This window comes from Pseudomonas lyxosi (assembly GCF_047758685.1).
GTDB classification, from domain to species: domain Bacteria; phylum Pseudomonadota; class Gammaproteobacteria; order Pseudomonadales; family Pseudomonadaceae; genus Aquipseudomonas; species Aquipseudomonas lyxosi.
On sequence record NZ_CP180481.1, the window covers coordinates 3,198,951 to 3,217,246 of the forward strand.

An 18,296-nucleotide genomic window follows, 5' to 3' on the forward strand; every position below is an offset into this window, starting at 1 on the left:
AGAGAAATCAAAGTCACGCGGCTTATGACTGGCCATTTTGCCGTATTGACCGGAATAGGCGTTCCGGTCAAGATACGGTCGGTTTTGCGCTCGCCGTAGGCTGACTGTTGGTATCAAGAGCACCTCTAAAGACAGGGCGATGGCAGTACAAGGTGATGCGCAGCGCAGGTTCTGGCGCGCAGTTTACACGCCGCGATTATGAATGACTCGTCAGTCACCACTGACGAACGGTCATGTTCATCGTGAGCGCTTGTCACTTGACACCTTTGCCAGCGTTTTTAGAGGTGCCCTTGCGCCGATGAGCATCAAACCGCCAGGTTCGCCTAGGCGACTTTCTTTTCACCGGAGAGTAACGAGGAATCCATGAAGGTTCTTGTAGCTGTCAAACGCGTTGTGGATTACAACGTCAAGGTTCGCGTCAAGGCGGACAATTCCGGCGTCGACCTCGCCAACGTCAAGATGTCGATGAACCCGTTCTGCGAAATCGCAGTGGAAGAAGCCGTACGCCTGAAAGAGAAAGGTGTTGCGACTGAAATCGTCGTCGTCTCCATCGGCCCGTCCACCGCTCAAGAGCAACTGCGCACCGCGCTGGCTCTGGGTGCCGACCGCGCCATCCTCGTCGAATCCGCTGAAGACCTGACTTCGCTGGCCGTTGCCAAGCTGCTCAAGGCTGTTGTCGACAAGGAACAGCCTCAGCTGGTGATCCTTGGCAAACAAGCCATCGACAGCGACAACAACCAGACGGGCCAGATGCTCGCGGCATTGAGCGGCTACGGTCAGGGCACGTTCGCGTCCAAAGTCGAAATCAGCGGCGACACCGTTGCCGTGACTCGCGAAGTCGACGGCGGCGCGCAGACAGTTTCCCTGAAACTGCCGGCCATCGTCACCACCGACCTGCGTTTGAACGAGCCGCGCTACGCGTCCCTGCCAAACATCATGAAAGCCAAGAAGAAGCCTCTCGAAGTGCTGACTCCGGACGCTTTGGGCGTTTCCACCGCCTCCACCAACAAGACCGTGAAAGTCGAAGCGCCAGCTGCACGCAGCGCGGGTATCAAGGTCAAGTCGGTGGCTGAACTGGTCGAGAAACTGAAAAACGAAGCGAAGGTGCTTTGAGTTAAGGAGCCAGAAATGACTATCTTGGTTATTGCAGAACACGACAACAAAGTGCTGGCCCCGGCCACGCTGAACACCGTGGCTGCCGCCGTCAAAATCGGTGGTGACATCCACGTTCTGGTTGCAGGTCAGGGCGCTGGCGCCGTGGCTGAAGCCGCTGCGAAAATCGCTGGCGTGGCTAAAGTGCTGGTGGCCGACAACGCCGCCTACACTCACCAACTGCCGGAAAACGTTGCGCCGCTGGTAGCCGAGTTGGGCAAGGGCTACAGCCATATCCTGGCTGCCGCCACTTCCAACGGCAAAAACATCCTGCCGCGCGTTGCCGCTCAGCTGGACGTTGACCAGATTTCCGAGATCATCTCGGTCGAAAGCGCTGACACTTTCAAGCGCCCGATCTACGCCGGTAACGCCATCGCAACCGTTCAATCGAACGCTGCGGTCAAAGTGATCACCGTGCGCGCCACCGGTTTCGACCCGGTTTCTGCTGAAGGTGGTTCGGCGGCTGTTGAAGCCGTTGCGGCTGCTCACGATGCGGGTATTTCCAGCTTCGTCGGTGAAGAACTGGCCAAGTCTGATCGTCCGGAACTGACCGCTGCCAAGATCGTCGTTTCCGGCGGCCGCGGCATGCAGAACGGCGACAACTTCAAACACCTGTACGCCCTGGCCGACAAGCTGGGCGCTGCTGTCGGTGCTTCCCGCGCCGCGGTCGACGCAGGTTTCGTACCCAACGACATGCAGGTCGGTCAGACCGGCAAGATCGTTGCTCCACAGCTGTACATCGCGGTCGGTATCTCCGGCGCGATCCAGCACCTGGCCGGCATGAAAGACTCCAAAGTGATCGTTGCGATCAACAAGGACGAAGAAGCGCCGATCTTCCAGGTGGCCGATTACGGCCTGGTGGCAGACCTGTTCGAAGCAATCCCTGAGTTCGAGAAGCTGGTCTAATCCAGCGGCCTGACTTATAAAGAGCCCGACCTTTTGGTCGGGCTTTTTTTTGTTCTTCTGTAGGAGCTGTCGAGTGAAACGAGGCTGCGATCTTTTGATCTTTCGCTTGGGATTCGAGTGGACCTGAAAGGATCGCAGCCTCGTTTCACTCGACAGCTCCTACAGTCGATGTAACCGGGTTTGAGTGGAGAGTAATGCCATGGATCTGCGTCGCGTTTACGGCTGGTCATTGCTGCTGGGGCTGACGGTGTTGCCGGCGCTGTCCGTCGCCGCGGGCAAGTGCGAACGCCTGGTGGTCACCGGCAGTCCGGACGCGCCGCCGTACCTGTGGCAAGACCCGCAAAACCCCAAGCACCTGATCGGCGCCAGTGCCGATCTGTTGCAGCAAGTGGCGGGGGAGTTGGGGATCAAGGTCCAATTGCTTTACGCCGGCAAACGCTCTCAGGCTCTGGACGAAGTGCGCAGTGGGCGAATGGACATGCTGGCGGATGCGTCATTGACGGTCAGTGAACTGGAATCCCTGGATTACATTCATCCTCCGTTACTGGAAAACGATTACCTGGTCTGGACCCGCAAAGACTCGACGCTGGTCTACAACGAAGCGCAGGATCTTCACGGTCATCCCGGCGCGTTGTCGGAAAAGTCTCGTATGACCCCGGTATTTGGCACGTTCGCCGAGCAGCAATTGACCCTCGCCCGTACGCCTAACCTGACCCAGGCCTTTCAGAAATTGCTGCTGGGCGAGGTGGAATTTGTCCTTGCCGGACGCTACTCGGGCATGGCGGCTGCGCAGACACTTAACCTGGCCAACGACCTGATCGCCCGTCCACAACCGATCGACAAACCCGGCCTGTTCCTCGCGGTTTCCCACAACTCCGCCTGCAACGATCCGTGGTTACGCGGACAGCTGGCCAAAAAGATGACAGAATTGCCCGCGTCCGGACTGACGGAAGCCGTGCTGCAACGCAATATCGAGCGCTGGAAGGCGCAGCTCTCACAACCGCAGCAGCAGCCTGTCAGTACCCCAAAACAGTAGGGATTTTTAGTGAGTATTCGACCTCTTTTCGCTGCCCTGGCCGTTCTGGCTCTGGCGGGTTGTGCAGCCGATCCGGCGCCGAATGAACAAATGCGCCTGACCGAACAGGCACTCGAACAGGCCAAGGCCGTGGGCGCCACCGCCGCCGACGTGCCGGAAATGAAACTGGCCGAAGATAAGTTCAACCGCGCCAAGGGCAGCATGAACGACCAATCCTTCAAGAACGCGCGCATGCGGGCCGAGCAGGCCGAGCTGGACGCGCGTCTGGCCGAAGCCCGGGTTCTGACCCTCAAGAGCGAGGAGCAGTTGAACGTGCTTAATACCCGCATCACTCGCCTGCGCAAGCAACTGGGAGATGCCCAATGAGCCCCAAGACCAAAGCCCTGGGCGGTTTGATCCTGGCAGGCTGCGCCAGCCTCTATGGTTGTGCCGGTCAGCACAGCGAGGCCGCGTTGCAGCAGGCCAGTACTGACTTCCAGAAGGTCAAGGAAGATTCCAACGTGCTGCGAATCGCGCCCAAGGACGTGATTCGCGCCGGTGAGTCGCTGGCCCGTGCCGATCGTCTGTCCAGCTATTGGGGCAGTGGATCGGACGTGCTGCATTACGCTTACCTGAGTGAGCGCTATAGCGAAATCGCGCGCGAACACACCAATAAGGTGCTCAACGAAGAACGTGCGGCGAAGCTCGAACTGGAGCGTCAGCGCCTGCAGCTGGCCCTGCGCGAATCCAAACTGCTCAGCGTGCAGCAGCAGGGCAAGTGGCTCGAAGAACAGATTGTCGCGTTGGCGACCACCCAGACCGACCGAGGCCTGGTGATGACCTTGGGCGACGTGCTATTCGACACGGGCGAAGCGGAGTTGAAAAACTCGGCAAACCGCGTGGTGTTGAAGATCGTGCAGTTCCTGCAGCTCAACCCCAAGCGCGTGGTGCGCATCGAAGGTTATGCCGACAGTACCGGCGGCAAGCAGGAAAACCTCAAGCTGTCCCGTGACCGTGCGCAATCGGTGGCGGACGTGTTGATGGATTTGGGCATCGACGATAAACGTATTCAGGTCGAAGGCTACGGTGATGAATATCCGGTCGACGTGAACGCCTCCGAACGGGGACGTGCACAGAACCGTCGGGTGGAAATTGTGTTCTCTGACGAAAAAGGCCAGCTCGGCGCTGCCCGGTAGGAGCTGGCGGAGCCTGCGATCTTTTGATCTTGCTCTTGATACTCAAGTGGGCCAGGAAAGATCGCAGCCTCGTTTCACTCGACAGCTCCTACAACCCGGCCTGCCCGTCAGCGCCGGGTTTTTTTACGCCTGCTAATCAACGCACAAAACAGTACAGTTTTTGCTGACACTGCACTGTACGGTCGACTATTGTGGCAACTGTCCCCGTACACTTCTAAACTGTTCCGGTATTGTTTCACACAAGAATAAAATGCCCGTGAAATCGAGTGCTGCGTCATGACCAATCTCTTGCTCTACCAACGTATTGCTCAACAACTGGCCGAAGACATCCGCCGTGGCGTCTATCAACCGGGGGAGCGCGTGCCTTCGGTGCGCAAGATGAGCTCGCAGCTCAACGTCAGCCATGCGACGGTGTTGCAGGCTTACGCCAACCTCGAGGATCAGGGGCTGATCCGCGCCCGGCCGCAGTCGGGTTATTACGTGCACCAGACCCCGGCCCTGACCGCGCCGACCCCGGACATCGCCCGGGTCGAGCGTCCTGGTCTGGTCACTCGCAGCAGCATCATCCAACAAGTCCTGGTCGAATCCCGCCGCGAGGGTGTGTTTCCCTTGGGCGCGGCGGTACCGAGCGTTGATTATCTGCCGGTGCGGGCGCTGCATCAGCAACTGGCCAAAGTCACCCGTTTCCATAGCCCGCGGGCGTTCAGCTACATGTTCAGCCCGGGTTTCGAACCTTTGCGCCGACAAGTGGCGATCCGCATGCGCGATGCCGGCGTGGTGGTCGATCCGTCGGAAGTGGTAATTACCCACGGCTGCGTCGATGCGTTGCAGATGTCCCTGCGAGTGCTGACCCGCCCGGGCGACCTGATCGCCGCCGAATCGCCGACCTATTACGGTTTGCTGCAACTGGCTGACCTGTTGGGCCTCAAGGTCATCGAGATCCCGAGCGATCCGGCCACCGGTATGAGCCTCGAAGCCCTGCAACTGGCGGCCAACCAGTGGTCGATCAAGGCGTTGGTGTTGACCACTCGTCTGAGCAATCCATTGGGCGGCACCATGCCCGAAGAGCGGCAAAAGCAACTGCTGCGCCTGGCCTCGGATTTCGATATCCAGATTGTCGAAGACGATATCTACGGCGAACTGATGTTTGAGCAGGGTCGCACCAAATCGCTTAAAGCCTACGATCGACTGGATCGGGTGATCTATTGCTCAAGCTTCTCCAAAACCCTGTCGCCGGGCGTGCGGATTGGCTGGATGATTGCCGGCAAGTACCAGCAGGAAATCCAGCGTCTGCAGACCTTCAGTACCCATTCGGCTTGCAGCGTCACGCAAATGGGCATTGCGGCATACCTGGAGAACGGCGGCTACGACCGGCATTTGCGCTACATCCGTCAGGAGTACCGCAAGAACCTCAGCGCTTTCCAGCTGGCGGTGCAGCAATACTTCCCGGAAGGCACGCAAATGACCCGGCCGACCGGCGGCTTCATTCTGTGGGTCAGCCTGCCGGGGCGGGTTAACACGCAGGAGCTGCACGTTCGTGCGTTGCAGCAGGGCATCAGCATCGCGCCGGGGCTGATTTTCAGTAACACCGAGCAGTTCAATCACTGCATTCGACTGAACTGCGGGACCCCTTGGAACCGTGAAGCCGAACGTGCATTGATGACCCTGGGCATGCTCGCCACCCAGCTCTGTCAGGAGATGGTCGGCGGCTTTTGATGGGGCGGGCAGGTTATTCCTGCCCGAGCTTGTCATGTCGCGTGCAACAGGCGAGCATACGGCTCCTGCCGTTTGTACCGTTGGGTCCATGAAGCCGATTTTTCCCGCTGTCTGGCTATCGATCTGCCTGCTGATGACCTTCCAGGCCGAAGGTGTATTGGCGGCTTCCGTTCAAGAAAAACCGGCAGCCAGCGCCACTTCGAAAAACCCGGCACCCGCCAGGAAAGCCGCGCCGGTCAAAAAGAAAGCAGCCAAGGTGAAAAAGCGACCGCCGATTGCCTCCAAGTCCAAATCCGCCAGTGAGATCGTGAAAACCAAGCTTCCTTCTGCCGACCTGGATTTGAGCCTGCCCCAAGAGATGGCCGAGGAGTTGAAACCGATCGGTACGGTAGCGTTGCCGCGGCACGATGCGGTATTGCCGCAAATGTTTGGTGAGAAGGCTGGTCCGTTTCAGCTCAACGGAAGGCTGATCAGCAACGAAATGCAGTTGCAACTGCGCAACGAAGAGCGCCGTGAAGTTGAAGGCGCAGCCCTGGAATTCGAGTTCAAACGATAATTTCTTCCCGTCCGTGACCCGCTGGCCAGACGCTTTGTCGGAGACTGGTCAGTCACGCTCGTTTAAGCGAAAAAACCCGGGTCCAGGCAATTTTAAACAAGCGTTTTAGCGGTTACCCTGTGCCATGTCCTTTAACACATCGCCCGTCGAGGAGCTCGTCGTCATGAAATGCCGTGAAGGCTGTGGCGCCTGTTGCATTGCCCCTTCCATCAGTTCACCGATTCCCGGCATGCCCAATGGCAAGCCCGCCGGAGAACGTTGCGTACAACTCTCTGTCGATAACCTGTGCGGCATTTTCGGCAAACCGGAACGTCCTGCAGTATGTTCGGCGTTTGAAGCCGACATCGAAGTCTGCGGAAGCAGCAGTGACGAAGCGATCAAATTGCTGGGGTGGTGGGAGCAAATGACGGCGGCGTGATGTGTTCAACGAACGGATCTTCAACAATAAGGAATAAGACTATGGGTTCGCTGCATCGTATGGCTGTGTTGTGTGGTTTGACGGTTTTGCTGGCTTCCACGGCCGCTCAGGCCGAAGACTGGAAAGTCGCCAAGGAACAGGACGGCATCAAGATCTCCTTGAGCGAGGTGGCCGGCTCCGATTACAAGGCCTACCGTGGTGTCACGCTGATGAAGACCACCGTGGCCAAACTGCGCGCATTGCAGGAAGACGTGCCAGGGGCCTGCGCCTGGATTCACGAATGCAAGACCCAGAAATTGCTCAAACACGAAGGTGATCAGAGCTGGACCTACACTCAGTTCAATACCCCTTGGCCGGTCACCGAGCGTGACTCCGTGTTGCATGTCACCACCATCGAGGGTGCTGACGGCAGTCTGACTCGCAAGCTCGAAGGTGTGCCGAAGTATATTCCTGAAGAAAAAGGCTTTGTGCGGGTTACCAAGGTCGACGGTTTCTGGAAGTTCGTGCCCAAGGGCGATCAGATTGAAGTGACCTATCAGGTGCACACCGAGCCGGGCGGTAGCATACCGCCGATGGTGGCCAACAAGTTTGTGGTCGATGCGCCGTTCAATACCCTGAAAGCCCTGAAAGAGCGCGCCGAGAAGTAATCGCTCTTTTTGATAAAACGCCCTGACTTTGTTCGGGGCGTTTTCTATTTGGTAGGGCGGTTTATTTGATCGGGGGCATATCCGTTTCTTCGGTCATGGCGACTGGCGGTTTCGCTTTTACAGCGAGTCACTTGGAAAAGCCCCAAGTAACCAAGGGCTCTTGCCCCTGACGTTCGGTGCCTCGCCCAGGCTCGGCATGCCCTCGCTCCGGTCCAGCTCCGTGGGCCCGCCGCCATCGGCCATCCATGGCCGGGGGCGGCTAACCCGGCATCCATGCCGGGTTGCCCACTGCGCAGAACCTCCACTCGGCCTCTCGAGGGGGCGTACACCGCAAAAGCAAAGCAAGGCGGCCTACCGGCCGGCCTGTTTCCTCAATGCCTGCGCATACACCTGATCGTTCCCACGCTCCGCGTGGGAATGCATCCCGTGACGCTCCGCGTCACCAGTGCGCAGCAGGACTCAAGGCTCGCGTCGACAGCGGGACGCGGAGCGTCCCCGGCGGCATTCCCACGCGGAGCGTGGGAACGATCAGTGGGTGAGCGCTGAGTGTTGTTGATCTTGCTTTGGTTCTGGCTTTTGATCTTGATCTGCCTGCCCCTTTCCCAGAGGCCGAACGCAGGCGTTGCGCAGGGGGCACCGCGGCAAGGATGCCGCGATAGCCGCCCCCGGCCATGGATGGCCGATGGCGGCGGGCCCCCGGAGCAATGCCGGAGTGAGGGCATGCCGAGCCTAGGCGAGGCACCGAATGGCGGGGCAAGAGCCCTTGGTTACTTGGGGCTTTTCCAAGTGACTCGCTGTAAAAGCGAAACCGCCAGCCGCCATGGCCGAAGAAACGGATATGCCCCCGAACTAACTGCATTAGGGCTGGGGGACTTTATTTTGTTTCCGAATATGCGTTGCACGAAATTTTCACAAAGCCTCCAAGACAATTCGCCCGCGCCAACATGCGGGCAGTAATCAATGGCAATGCCGCGAGTGATCGTGCAACATTTGCGCACCGCGCAAGCCCCGGGGCCGAGTACTGGCCAACAGAGGGCAAGGCGCAGCTGTATTTTTGAAACTTCAACTTCCAATGGGTCCTAAAACGACATGGCAAACCCGGACGCCCTGAGTCAGCAGCGAGCTTCTAGTCGCCTGCTGCAACCGACCGTCAAATCGCATCTGGCCTACACGCTGCTGTGTGCCCTGGTCATGATGGTCATGTTCAGCCTGCTGCGCGTTGCGCTGCTGGTTTATAACCGCGAGATGATCCTCGACACCCCGGCCTCGACCTTTCTCGAAGCGTTCGCCAACGGGCTGCGTTTCGACCTGCGCCTGGTGGTCTACCTCAGCATTCCATTGCTGCTGGCGCTGTTCAGCGCCCGAGCCATGGCCGCACGCGGATTCTTCCGGTTCTGGCTGACCATTGCCTCGAGCATCGCGCTGTTCCTGGGCCTGATGGAGATGGACTTCTACCGCGAGTTCCACCAGCGCCTCAACGGCCTGGTCTTCCAATATGTAAAGGAAGACCCGAAAACCGTGATGAGCATGCTCTGGTACGGTTTCCCGGTGGTTCGCTATCTGCTGGCCTGGGCCGTGGGCACGTTGATCCTGACCCTGGCGTTCAAGGGCGCCGACCGCGCCACCCGTCCTCGTGGCCCCTTCAGCGGCGGCAGCATTGGCACGCGCCAGATCGCCCCGTGGTATGCGCGCATCACGGTGTTCGTCGTCTGCCTGCTGGTCTGCGTGGTCGCCGCTCGTGGCACCCTGCGTCAGGGCCCGCCATTGCGCTGGGGTGACGTTTACACCACCAACTCGAACTTCGCCAACCAGTTGGGCCTCAACGGCACCTTGTCGCTGGTCGCCGCGGCCAAGAGCCGCATATCTGAAGATCGCGACAACGTCTGGAAGGCCACGTTGCCACAGCCTGAAGCGCAGAAAATCGTGCGTGACATGCTGGTGATGGCGGACGACAAACTGGTGGATGCCGGAACCGCAGCCGTACGTCGCGATTACACGCCGCCGGCCGACAAGACCCTGCCGATCAAGAACGTTGTCGTGATCCTGATGGAAAGCATGGCCGGCCACTCGGTGGGCGCCTTGGGCGCACCGGGCAACATCACGCCGTACCTCGACAAACTGTCGAAGGAAGGCCTGATGTTCGACCGCTTCTTCTCCAATGGCACCCATACCCACCAGGGTATGTTCGCCACCATGGCGTGCTTCCCGAACCTGCCGGGTTTCGAATACCTGATGCAGACGCCGGAAGGCAGCCACAAGTTGTCCGGCCTGCCGCAATTGCTCAGTGCCCGTGACTATGACGACGTGTACGTCTACAACGGCGACTTCGCCTGGGATAACCAGTCGGGCTTCTTCAGCAACCAGGGCATGACCAACTTCATTGGTCGTAACGACTTCGTGAATCCGGTGTTCTCCGATCCGACCTGGGGCGTGTCCGACCAGGACATGTTCGACCGTGGTCTGGTAGAGCTCAAGGCGCGGGAAAACGGCAAGCCGTTCTATGCGTTGCTGCAAACCCTGTCCAACCACACGCCATACGCCTTGCCGACACCATTGCCGGTTGAGCGCGTGACCGATCGCGGTAGCCTGAACGAGCATTTGACCGCCATGCGCTATGCGGACTGGGCGCTGGGCCAGTTCTTTGAAAAGGCCCGCAAGGAGCCGTATTTCAAGGAAACCCTGTTTGTGATCGTCGGCGACCACGGATTTGGCAACGAGCGCCAGATCACCGAAATGGACCTGGGCCGCTTCAACGTGCCGATGCTGATGATCGCACCGGGTATCCAGGAAAAGTTCGGCCAGCGTGACCATACCGTGGGCACGCAGATCGACATCGTGCCGACCATCATGGGCCGTATTGGTGGCGAAGTGCGTCATCAGTGCTGGGGCCGCGATTTGCTCAACCTGCCTGAAGGCGACACCGGTTTCGGCGTGATCAAGCCGTCGGGTAGCGAGCAGACCACCGCCATCATCACGGCTGATCAGATTCTGGTGCTGCCGAAGGAAAAGGAAATGGCGCCGAAGATGTACCAGTACGAACTGGGCGCGACACCTCACGCCGAGATCGTTCCGGATGCACCACGTACCGCTGAGCTGAAGCTCAAGCTCGAAGCGTTCCTGCAGACGGCGACCAAGAGCCTGATCGACAACACCGCCGGTGTGGTTGACGGCAAGCCGGACTAAGTCTTGACGCAATAAAAAAGAGGCCCTTGAAAAGGGCCTCTTTTTTTTTGCCTGTTAAGTCTTTATATCTTGCCGAGCAACAGCAGGATCAACAGCACCACCAACACGACGCCGATGATACCCGACGGGCCATAACCCCAACTTCTGGAGTGCGGGAACACTGGCAGACCACCAATCAGCAAGAGGATCAGGATTACGATAAGAATTGTGCCCATGTCTATTTCCTTGTTGGAAGTGTTCTGGAATTACCTGGCGTTTAACTGTCAGCCTAGATGCTATAAAACCAGGCTGCTTACAAAATCCGACTGTCGCCTACGAAAGAAAATTCCAAGTTTTTTTAATGTTTTTCGAAGAAAGGCTTATTTCGTTTTTAATGAGTCTAGTTGGTTCAGGCGCTGCCACGGTTTGCTCGGGCCATTCAGCAATCTGATGGAGCGTGGGTCGGGCATTGTCCTTCGCTACACTCGATGCATCTTCCCCGGAACAACAAGGCTGTTTGCTATGCAAAATCGCATGATGATCACTGGTGCGGGCTCGGGCTTAGGTCGCGAAATCGCGCTGCGCTGGGCGCGTGAAGGCTGGCAGCTGGCCTTGTCGGATGTCAGCGAACCCGGTCTGCAGGAAACCCTTAAATTGGTTCGCGAAGCCGGTGGCGACGGTTTTATCCAGCGTTGCGACGTGCGCGATTACAGCCAGCTGACCGCTTTCGCCCAAGCCTGCGACGAGAAACTCGGTGGCATCGATGTCATCGTCAACAACGCCGGCGTTGCCTCGGGCGGGTTCTTCAGTGAACTGTCCCTGGAAGACTGGGACTGGCAGATCGCGATCAACCTGATGGGCGTGGTCAAGGGCTGCAAGGCCTTCCTGCCGCTGCTGGAAAAAAGCAAAGGCAAGATCATCAACATCGCGTCAATGGCAGCCCTGATGCAAGGCCCGGCCATGAGCAACTACAACGTCGCCAAGGCTGGCGTGGTGGCGTTGTCCGAAAGCCTGTTGATCGAACTGGCGCAGCAGGAAGTCGGCGTGCATGTGGTGTGCCCGTCGTTCTTCCAGACCAACCTGCTGGACTCCTTTCGTGGCCCGACGCCGGCCATGAAAGCCCAGGTCGGCAAGTTGCTGGAAAGCTCGCCGATCAGCGCGACCGACATTGCCGACTACATCTATCAGCATGTCGCGGCCGGCGAATTCATGATCCTGCCTCACGAACAGGGCCGTATGGCCTGGGCGCTCAAGCAGAAGAGCCCGCAACTGCTCTACGACGAAATGACCGTCATGGCCGACAAAATGCGCGCGAAGGCCAAACAAACCGCAGGCTGAACTTGCCCGCACGCAACACCGTCGTTAGGGTGGCCGCCATCGGCCATCCTCGCGAGACGTTTGCATGCTCAATTACCTGTGGTTTTTCCTCGCCGCGCTGTTCGAAATCGCTGGCTGCTTTGCCTTCTGGATGTGGCTGCGCCAGGGTAAAAGCGCTTGGTGGGTCGCACCGGCTCTGCTCAGTCTGACGTTGTTCGCGCTGCTGCTGACCCGCATCGAAGCGACCTACGCCGGTCGCGCCTATGCCGCTTACGGTGGCATCTACATCATCGCGTCGATCGGCTGGCTGGCGGTGGTCGAGCGGATTCGTCCGCTGGGCTCGGACTGGCTCGGCGTGGCGCTGTGTGTAATCGGGGCCAGCGTCATCCTTTTCGGCCCGCGCTTCTCCGCTTCCTGAAGGATCGGTCCTTCATTCAACGGGTTTGTCGGACGTTTCCATAGGAGCTGTTCGGACGGCGCTGTAGGGCGGGACTGATTTACCGCTGTCGCATTGAAGCCCCGCTCAGTGCAGGGCATCTTCAGGGTTCGATAACCCTGAAGGACGAATGCCATGCTTGTACTCAGTCGCGTTGTGGGCGAGTTGATTTCCATCGGTGACAACATTTCCGTGCGCATTCTGGCCGTCAACGGAGGCAGTGTGCGCTTCGGTGTCGAAGCGCCGCAGAACGTCAACGTGCACCGGGCCGAAGTCTACGACCGCATCCAGGTCAAACTGGCGAAAAACAAAGGACGCTGAAAGCCTCAGTCGAACAGATGCTTGGGCACATCGTGCTTGAGCATCAACTGGCATTGCTCGCTTTCCGGATCGAAGACAATCAGCGCCTGGCCCTTGGTCAATGCCTGGCGAACACGCAGAACACGGGTTTCCAGCGGCGTGTCATCGCCGTTGTCTGTACCGTCACGGGTCACGAAATCCTCGATCAGGCGGGTGAGGGTGTCGACTTCAAGTTGGTCGTGGGGAATCAGCATAGGCACCTCGGCTAAACAATGGCGCGATGCTACGGCGAATGGGAGGTTGCGGCTAGCCTGCTGACCCCGAGCGGTGATCGTTCCGACGCTCTGCGTGGGAATGCCTCAAGGGACGCTCTGCGTTCCAGCTCTCGAAAGGGACGCGGAGCGTCCCGGGCTGCATTCCCACGCGGAGCGTGGGAACGATCAGAGGTAAAACTCAGTTGTCTGACCGCTGTCCCACCAGACTATCCACCGACGGCACCCGCGTATCGCTTTCCATCTGCGTCTCATGTTCGATCTGATGACTGAACCGGTCCAGCGACCCTTTCGCAGGCTGAGCATCGCTGGCAAACACCGGCGGACTCAGAATGTAGGCGCCGAGCAGGCGGCTGAGGGCGGCGAGGCTGTCGATGTGGGTGCGTTCGTAGCCGTGAGTGGCGTCGCAGCCGAAGGCGAGCAGGGCGGTGCGAATGTCATGCCCGGCAGTGACCGCCGAATGGGCATCGCTGAAGTAGTAGCGGAACAGGTCACGGCGCACCGGTAACTCGTTGTCACTGGCCAGGCGCAGCAGATGCCGCGACAGGTGATAGTCATAAGGTCCTCCGGAATCCTGCATCGCCACGCTCACCGCATGTTCGCTGGAATGCTGACCCGGCGCGACCGGGGCAATGTCGATGCCGACGAATTCGCTGACGTCCCACGGTAACGCCGCCGCGGCACCACTACCGGTTTCCTCGGTGATGGTGAACAGCGGATGACAGTCGATCATCAACTCTTCGCCGCTGTCGACGATCGCTTTCAATGCCGCCAGCAACGCCGCAACACCGGCCTTGTCGTCGAGATGTCGGGCGCTGATGTGGCCGCTTTCGGTGAACTCCGGCAAAGGGTCGAAGGCGACAAAATCACCGACGCTGATCCCCATTGAGTCGCAATCGGCACGTGTGGCGCAATAGGCGTCCAGGCGCAATTCGATGTGATCCCAACTGATCGGCATTTCATCCACGGCGGTATTGAACGCATGCCCGGAAGCCATCAGCGGCAGCACGCTGCCACGGATCACGCCGTTGTCGGTAAACAGGCTGACCCGGCTGCCCTCGGCAAAACGGCTGGACCAGCAACCGACAGGCGCCAAGGTCAGACGGCCGTTGTCCTTGATCGCGCGAACCGCCGCGCCGATGGTGTCGAGGTGGGCGGAGACCGCGCGGTCGGGGCTGTTCTTCCTGCCCTTGAGGGTGGCGCGGATGGTGCCGCGGCGGGTCATCTCAAAGGGAATGCCCAGCTCTTCAAGCCGCTCGGCGACGTAACGCACGATGGTGTCGGTGAACCCGGTCGGGCTGGGAATGGCGAGCATTTCCAGCAGGACTTTTTGCAGGTAGTTCAGATCCGGTTCCGGAATTTTGCTGGTCATGGAAACTCCTGATGAGTTGAGGCCTGATCGTTCCCACGCTCCGCGTGGGAATGCAGCCAGGGACGCTCTGCGTCCCAAGAACGAACGCAGAGCGTCCGGTGAGGCATTCCCACGCAGAGCGTGGGAACGATCATGAAGGGGAATGTCAGGCCGCCGGCTGACTGTGCGGAAACAACAAATCCACAAACCGCTCAGCCGTCGGCTGCGGCTCATGGTTAGCCAACCCTGCGCGCTCATTGGCTTCGATAAATACATAGTCCGGTTGATCGGCGGCGGGCACCATCAGGTCGAGCCCGACCATCGGAATGTCCAGCGCCCGTGCCGCACGCACCGCCGCATCCACCAATGTCGGATGCAGGATCGCCGTGACGTCCTCAAGAATCCCGCCGGTATGAAGATTCGCCGTACGCCGTACGAACAGATGCTCGCCCGCTGGAAGAATGCTGCTGTAGTCATAACCCGCCGCGTGCAAGGTGCGCTCGGTCTCATGGTCCAGCGGGATTTTGCTTTCTCCACTGGTAGCCGCCTGACGACGCCGGCTCTGGGCTTCGATCAGCGCACCGATGGAATGCTGACCATCGCCCACCACTTCTGCCGGGCGACGAATCGCTGCGGCGACCACCTCAAAACCGATCACCACAATCCGCAAGTCGAGGCCTTCGTGGAAACTTTCCAGCAGCACTCGACTATCGAACCGGCGGGCAGATTCGATGGCTTGCTGGACCTCTTCGATGGTGCGCAGATCCACCGCGACGCCTTGGCCCTGTTCGCCATCCAGCGGTTTGACCACCACCCGTTCGTGCTCGTCGAGAAACGCCAGATTGTCATCGGCGTTGCTGGCCAGTTGCTGCGCTGGCAGGTTCAAACCGGCGGCCTTGAGCACTTTGTGCGTCAGGCTTTTGTCCTGGCACAGGCTCATGCTGATGGCGCTGGTCAAGTCGCTGAGGGATTCGCGGCAACGCACTCGACGCCCACCATGGCTGAGGGTGAACATCCCGGCGTCGGCGTCATCAACTTGTACATCGATGCCGCGACGATGAGCTTCCTCGACGATGATCCGTGCATAAGGATTGAAATCGGCCTCGGGACCCGGGCCAAGAAACAACGGCTGATTGATGCAATTTTTACGCTTGATGGCGAAGGTCGACAGGTTGCGAAACCCGAGCTTGGCGTAAAGACTTTTCGCCTGCTGGTTGTCGTGCAGCACTGACAGGTCCAGGTAACTCAGCCCACGGCTCATGAAGTGCTCGATCAAGTGCCGTACCAGCACTTCACCGACGCCCGGTCGCGAACATTGCGGATCGACCGCCAGGCACCACAGGCTGCTGCCATTTTCCGGATCGTTGAACGCCTTGTGATGGTTGAGGCCCATGACGCTGCCGATGATCGCGCCGCTGTCCTCATCTTCGGCCAGCCAATAGACGGGCCCACCCTGATGACGCGGGGTCAGCAAGTTGGCGTCGATCGGCAGCATGCCGCGCAACTGATACAGCTGATTGATCGCCTGCCAGTCCGCGTCGCTCTGGGCCCGGCGGATGCGAAAGCCGCGAAACACCCGAGTGGACTGACGGTAGTCGCTGAACCACAGGCGCAAGGTGTCGGACGGGTCGAGAAACAACTGCGCCGGCTCCAGCCCCAGCACTTGCTGAGGCGCAGCCACGTACAGGGCGATGTCGCGCTCACCGGTCTGTTCGTTGAGTAGCTCTTGGGCCAGGCTCGCCGCGTCCGGGAAGGTATGACCGATCAGCAACCGGCCCCAACCGCAATGCACGGCAATCGGTGCGGCGCCCAATTCACTGCCGTCTTCGGCCAGACGCGCCTGCAAGCGTTCGTAAGAGGGCGCCTGACCGCGCAACAAGCGTTGGCTGTAGGCCGTGGCGTGGGGTTTCATCGATCAGATTCCTTGTTCACTGAGCCACAGGTTCAGCGCCGCCAATTGCCACAGCTTGGAGCCGCGCAACGGCGTCAACTGGCCTTGCGGATCGCTCAGCAGGCGATCGAGCATCTCTGGCTTGAACAGGCCGCGATCCTGACTCGGATCGAGCAGCAGTTCGCGCACCCAGTTCAGCGTATCGCCCTGCAAATGCTTCAGGCCCGGCACAGGGAAGTAGCCTTTCTTGCGGTCGATCACTTCACTCGGAATCACCAGCCGCGCCGCTTCTTTCAAGACTTGTTTGCCGCCGTCCGGCAGTTTGAATTTGCCCGGCACGCGAGCCGACAGTTCCACCAGGCGATAGTCGAGAAACGGCGTACGCGCTTCCAGGCCCCAGGCCATGGTCATGTTGTCGACGCGTTTGACCGGGTCGTCCACCAGCATGATCGTGCTGTCCAGACGTAAGGCTTTGTCCACCGCGGCATCGGCGCCGGGCTGTGCGAAATGTTCTTTGACGAAGTCACCGGCCGCATCATTAGCCGTCAGCCATTTGGGCTGCACGGTGGCGGCGTAGTCGTCGTAGCTGCGGTCGAAAAACGCATCGCGATAGGCGGTGTAGGGATCTTCGGCACCGTCGACTTGTGGATACCAGTGATAACCGGCGAACAATTCGTCGGCACCCTGGCCGCTTTGCACCACTTTGCAATGCTTGGCCACTTCGCGGGACAGCAGATAGAAGGCGATGCAGTCATGGCTGACCATCGGTTCGCTCATGGCGCGGAACGCTGCAGGCAATTGCTCGATGATCTCTTTTTCGTCGATGCGCAATTGGTGATGCTGGGTCCCGTAGTGCTTGGCGATCAGGTCCGAATACTGGAACTCGTCGCCGCGCTCGCCGCCGGCATCCTGGAAACCGATAGAGAAGGTCGACAGGTTTTCAACACCGACTTCACGCAACAGACCGACCAGCAGGCTCGAATCGACACCGCCCGAAAGCAGCACACCGACGTCGACCGCCGCACGTTGACGGATCGCCACCGCGTCACGGGTGCTGTCGAGCACACGGTCGCGCCAGTCTTCGAGTGTCAGATTCACCTCGTCGGCGTGTGGGCCGTAGGGCAGGGTCCACCAGGTTTTCTGCTCGGTGGTACCGTCCGCTTCGATGCGCATCCAGGTCGCCGGTGGCAGTTTTTCGATGCCGGCCAGCAAGGTGCGCGGGGCCGGGACCACGGCGTGGAAATTCAGATAATGATTGAGTGCCACCGGATCGAGGATCGGGTTGATGTCGCCGCCCTTGAGCAACGCCGGCAGTGCCGAGGCAAAGCGCAGGCGCTGGCCGGTGCGCGACAGGTACAGCGGCTTCACGCCCAGACGGTCGCGGGCGATGAACAGGCGTTTGGCGTCGCGCTCCCAAATGGCGAAGGCGAACATGCCGTTGAGCTTGGGCAGCAGTGCTTCGCCCCAGGCGTGATAACCCTTGAGCAGCACTTCGGTGTCACCACCGGAATAGAACGCGTAACCGAGGCTTTCAAGCTCGGTACGCAGTTCCGGGAAGTTGTAGATCGCGCCGTTGAAGGCCAGGGATAAGCCCAGTTGGTTGTCGACCATCGGCTGCGCCGAGCCGTCCGACAGGTCCATGATTTTCAGGCGACGATGGCCCAGGGCAATCGGCCCTTGGGCATGAAAGCCCCACGCGTCAGGGCCGCGAGGGGCCAGGTGATGGGTGATTCGTTCAACGGCCGCGAGGTCCGCAGGTTGATGATCAAAGCGTAACTCGCCAGCTAATCCGCACATAAATTCCTTACCGGTTTTTCCGTTGGGGAGGGTCAATCGATACCGCGCCAAAAACGGCAGGTACTCAGAAACTGACCCGCCTCGGTAGTGGGAGTTTTAGATCGATAAGTTATAAGCAGGAATTGCCGGACAAATGGCAGGCAGGGCAGAAATGCGCATGGCAG

At 59.5% G+C, this 18,296-nt stretch carries 18 protein-coding genes; 13 read left to right on the forward strand and 5 right to left on the reverse strand.

The window, feature by feature from the left end:
- The first annotated feature begins 363 nt into the window (after positions 1-363).
- The 10 genes from ACMXYI_RS14760 to ACMXYI_RS14805 all read left to right on the forward strand — a co-directional run bounded on the left by ACMXYI_RS14760 (position 364) and on the right by ACMXYI_RS14805 (position 10,789).
- On the forward strand, positions 364-1,113 hold the full coding sequence (locus ACMXYI_RS14760; protein ID WP_283188805.1) for an electron transfer flavoprotein subunit beta/FixA family protein: 750 nt from the start codon (positions 364-366) through the stop codon (positions 1,111-1,113).
- A gap of 15 nt (positions 1,114-1,128) precedes the next feature.
- Entirely contained in the window at positions 1,129-2,058 is a 930-nt protein-coding gene (locus ACMXYI_RS14765; protein ID WP_415773734.1) for an electron transfer flavoprotein subunit alpha/FixB family protein, read from the forward strand.
- A 199-nt stretch (positions 2,059-2,257) separates the two neighbouring features.
- Positions 2,258-3,094, forward strand: a complete 837-nt coding sequence (locus ACMXYI_RS14770) for a substrate-binding periplasmic protein (RefSeq protein ID WP_415773736.1) — start codon at positions 2,258-2,260, stop codon at positions 3,092-3,094.
- Positions 3,095-3,103: 9 nt separating this feature from the next.
- Positions 3,104-3,460, forward strand: a complete 357-nt coding sequence (locus tag ACMXYI_RS14775) for a DUF4398 domain-containing protein (protein ID WP_008147008.1) — start codon at positions 3,104-3,106, stop codon at positions 3,458-3,460.
- The gene (locus tag ACMXYI_RS14780) at positions 3,457-4,269 is read left to right on the forward strand and encodes an OmpA family protein (protein ID WP_415773737.1); all 813 of its coding nucleotides are present in this window, start codon (positions 3,457-3,459) and stop codon (positions 4,267-4,269) included. The genes ACMXYI_RS14775 and ACMXYI_RS14780 overlap by 4 nt, the downstream gene beginning before the upstream one ends.
- Positions 4,270-4,545: 276 nt before the next feature.
- Positions 4,546-5,985: a PLP-dependent aminotransferase family protein gene (locus ACMXYI_RS14785; RefSeq protein WP_008146981.1), complete on the forward strand. Its 1,440-nt coding sequence runs from the start codon at positions 4,546-4,548 to the stop codon at positions 5,983-5,985.
- 88 nt (positions 5,986-6,073) lie between these two features.
- Entirely contained in the window at positions 6,074-6,541 is a 468-nt protein-coding gene (locus ACMXYI_RS14790) for a translation initiation factor 2 (protein ID WP_415773738.1), read from the forward strand.
- A 163-nt stretch (positions 6,542-6,704) separates the two neighbouring features.
- On the forward strand, positions 6,705-6,959 hold the full coding sequence (locus ACMXYI_RS14795; RefSeq protein WP_056745406.1) for a YkgJ family cysteine cluster protein: 255 nt from the start codon (positions 6,705-6,707) through the stop codon (positions 6,957-6,959).
- A gap of 41 nt (positions 6,960-7,000) precedes the next feature.
- Positions 7,001-7,606 carry an START domain-containing protein gene (locus ACMXYI_RS14800; RefSeq protein WP_415773739.1) on the forward strand — a complete coding sequence of 202 codons (606 nt, stop codon included), beginning with the start codon at positions 7,001-7,003 and terminating at the stop codon, positions 7,604-7,606.
- Positions 7,607-8,695: 1,089 nt separating this feature from the next.
- Complete coding sequence (locus ACMXYI_RS14805; RefSeq protein WP_415773740.1) at positions 8,696-10,789, forward strand: LTA synthase family protein; 2,094 nt, start codon at positions 8,696-8,698, stop codon at positions 10,787-10,789.
- A 62-nt stretch (positions 10,790-10,851) separates the two neighbouring features.
- Here the strand turns inward: ACMXYI_RS14805 and ACMXYI_RS14810 are convergent, their stop codons facing one another.
- A complete protein-coding gene (locus tag ACMXYI_RS14810) occupies positions 10,852-11,010 on the reverse strand; it encodes a DUF3309 family protein (RefSeq protein ID WP_172901242.1) in 159 nt (52 codons plus the stop codon).
- Positions 11,011-11,290: 280 nt separating this feature from the next.
- On the opposite strand from ACMXYI_RS14810, the gene ACMXYI_RS14815 reads away from it, so the two are divergent.
- The 3 genes from ACMXYI_RS14815 (at position 11,291) to csrA (ending at position 12,842) form a co-directional block, all read left to right on the forward strand.
- Entirely contained in the window at positions 11,291-12,106 is an 816-nt protein-coding gene (locus ACMXYI_RS14815; protein WP_415773741.1) for an SDR family oxidoreductase, read from the forward strand.
- Positions 12,107-12,170: 64 nt separating this feature from the next.
- On the forward strand, positions 12,171-12,503 hold the full coding sequence (locus ACMXYI_RS14820; protein WP_415773742.1) for a YnfA family protein: 333 nt from the start codon (positions 12,171-12,173) through the stop codon (positions 12,501-12,503).
- Positions 12,504-12,656: 153 nt separating this feature from the next.
- On the forward strand, positions 12,657-12,842 hold the full coding sequence (gene csrA / locus ACMXYI_RS14825) for a carbon storage regulator CsrA (protein ID WP_129437377.1): 186 nt from the start codon (positions 12,657-12,659) through the stop codon (positions 12,840-12,842).
- Between the two features lie 5 nt (positions 12,843-12,847).
- Here the strand turns inward: csrA and ACMXYI_RS14830 are convergent, their stop codons facing one another.
- From ACMXYI_RS14830 to ACMXYI_RS14845, 4 genes are all read right to left on the reverse strand, one after another.
- Entirely contained in the window at positions 12,848-13,075 is a 228-nt protein-coding gene (locus ACMXYI_RS14830) for a YheU family protein (protein WP_003199186.1), read from the reverse strand.
- A gap of 199 nt (positions 13,076-13,274) precedes the next feature.
- On the reverse strand, positions 13,275-14,465 hold the full coding sequence (locus tag ACMXYI_RS14835; protein ID WP_415773743.1) for an osmoprotectant NAGGN system M42 family peptidase: 1,191 nt from the start codon (positions 14,463-14,465) through the stop codon (positions 13,275-13,277).
- Positions 14,466-14,610: 145 nt separating this feature from the next.
- A complete protein-coding gene (ngg, locus tag ACMXYI_RS14840) occupies positions 14,611-16,356 on the reverse strand; it encodes an N-acetylglutaminylglutamine synthetase (RefSeq protein ID WP_415773744.1) in 1,746 nt (581 codons plus the stop codon).
- A 3-nt stretch (positions 16,357-16,359) separates the two neighbouring features.
- On the reverse strand, positions 16,360-18,132 hold the full coding sequence (locus tag ACMXYI_RS14845) for an N-acetylglutaminylglutamine amidotransferase (protein ID WP_415773745.1): 1,773 nt from the start codon (positions 18,130-18,132) through the stop codon (positions 16,360-16,362).
- Positions 18,133-18,296: the final 164 nt, after the last annotated feature.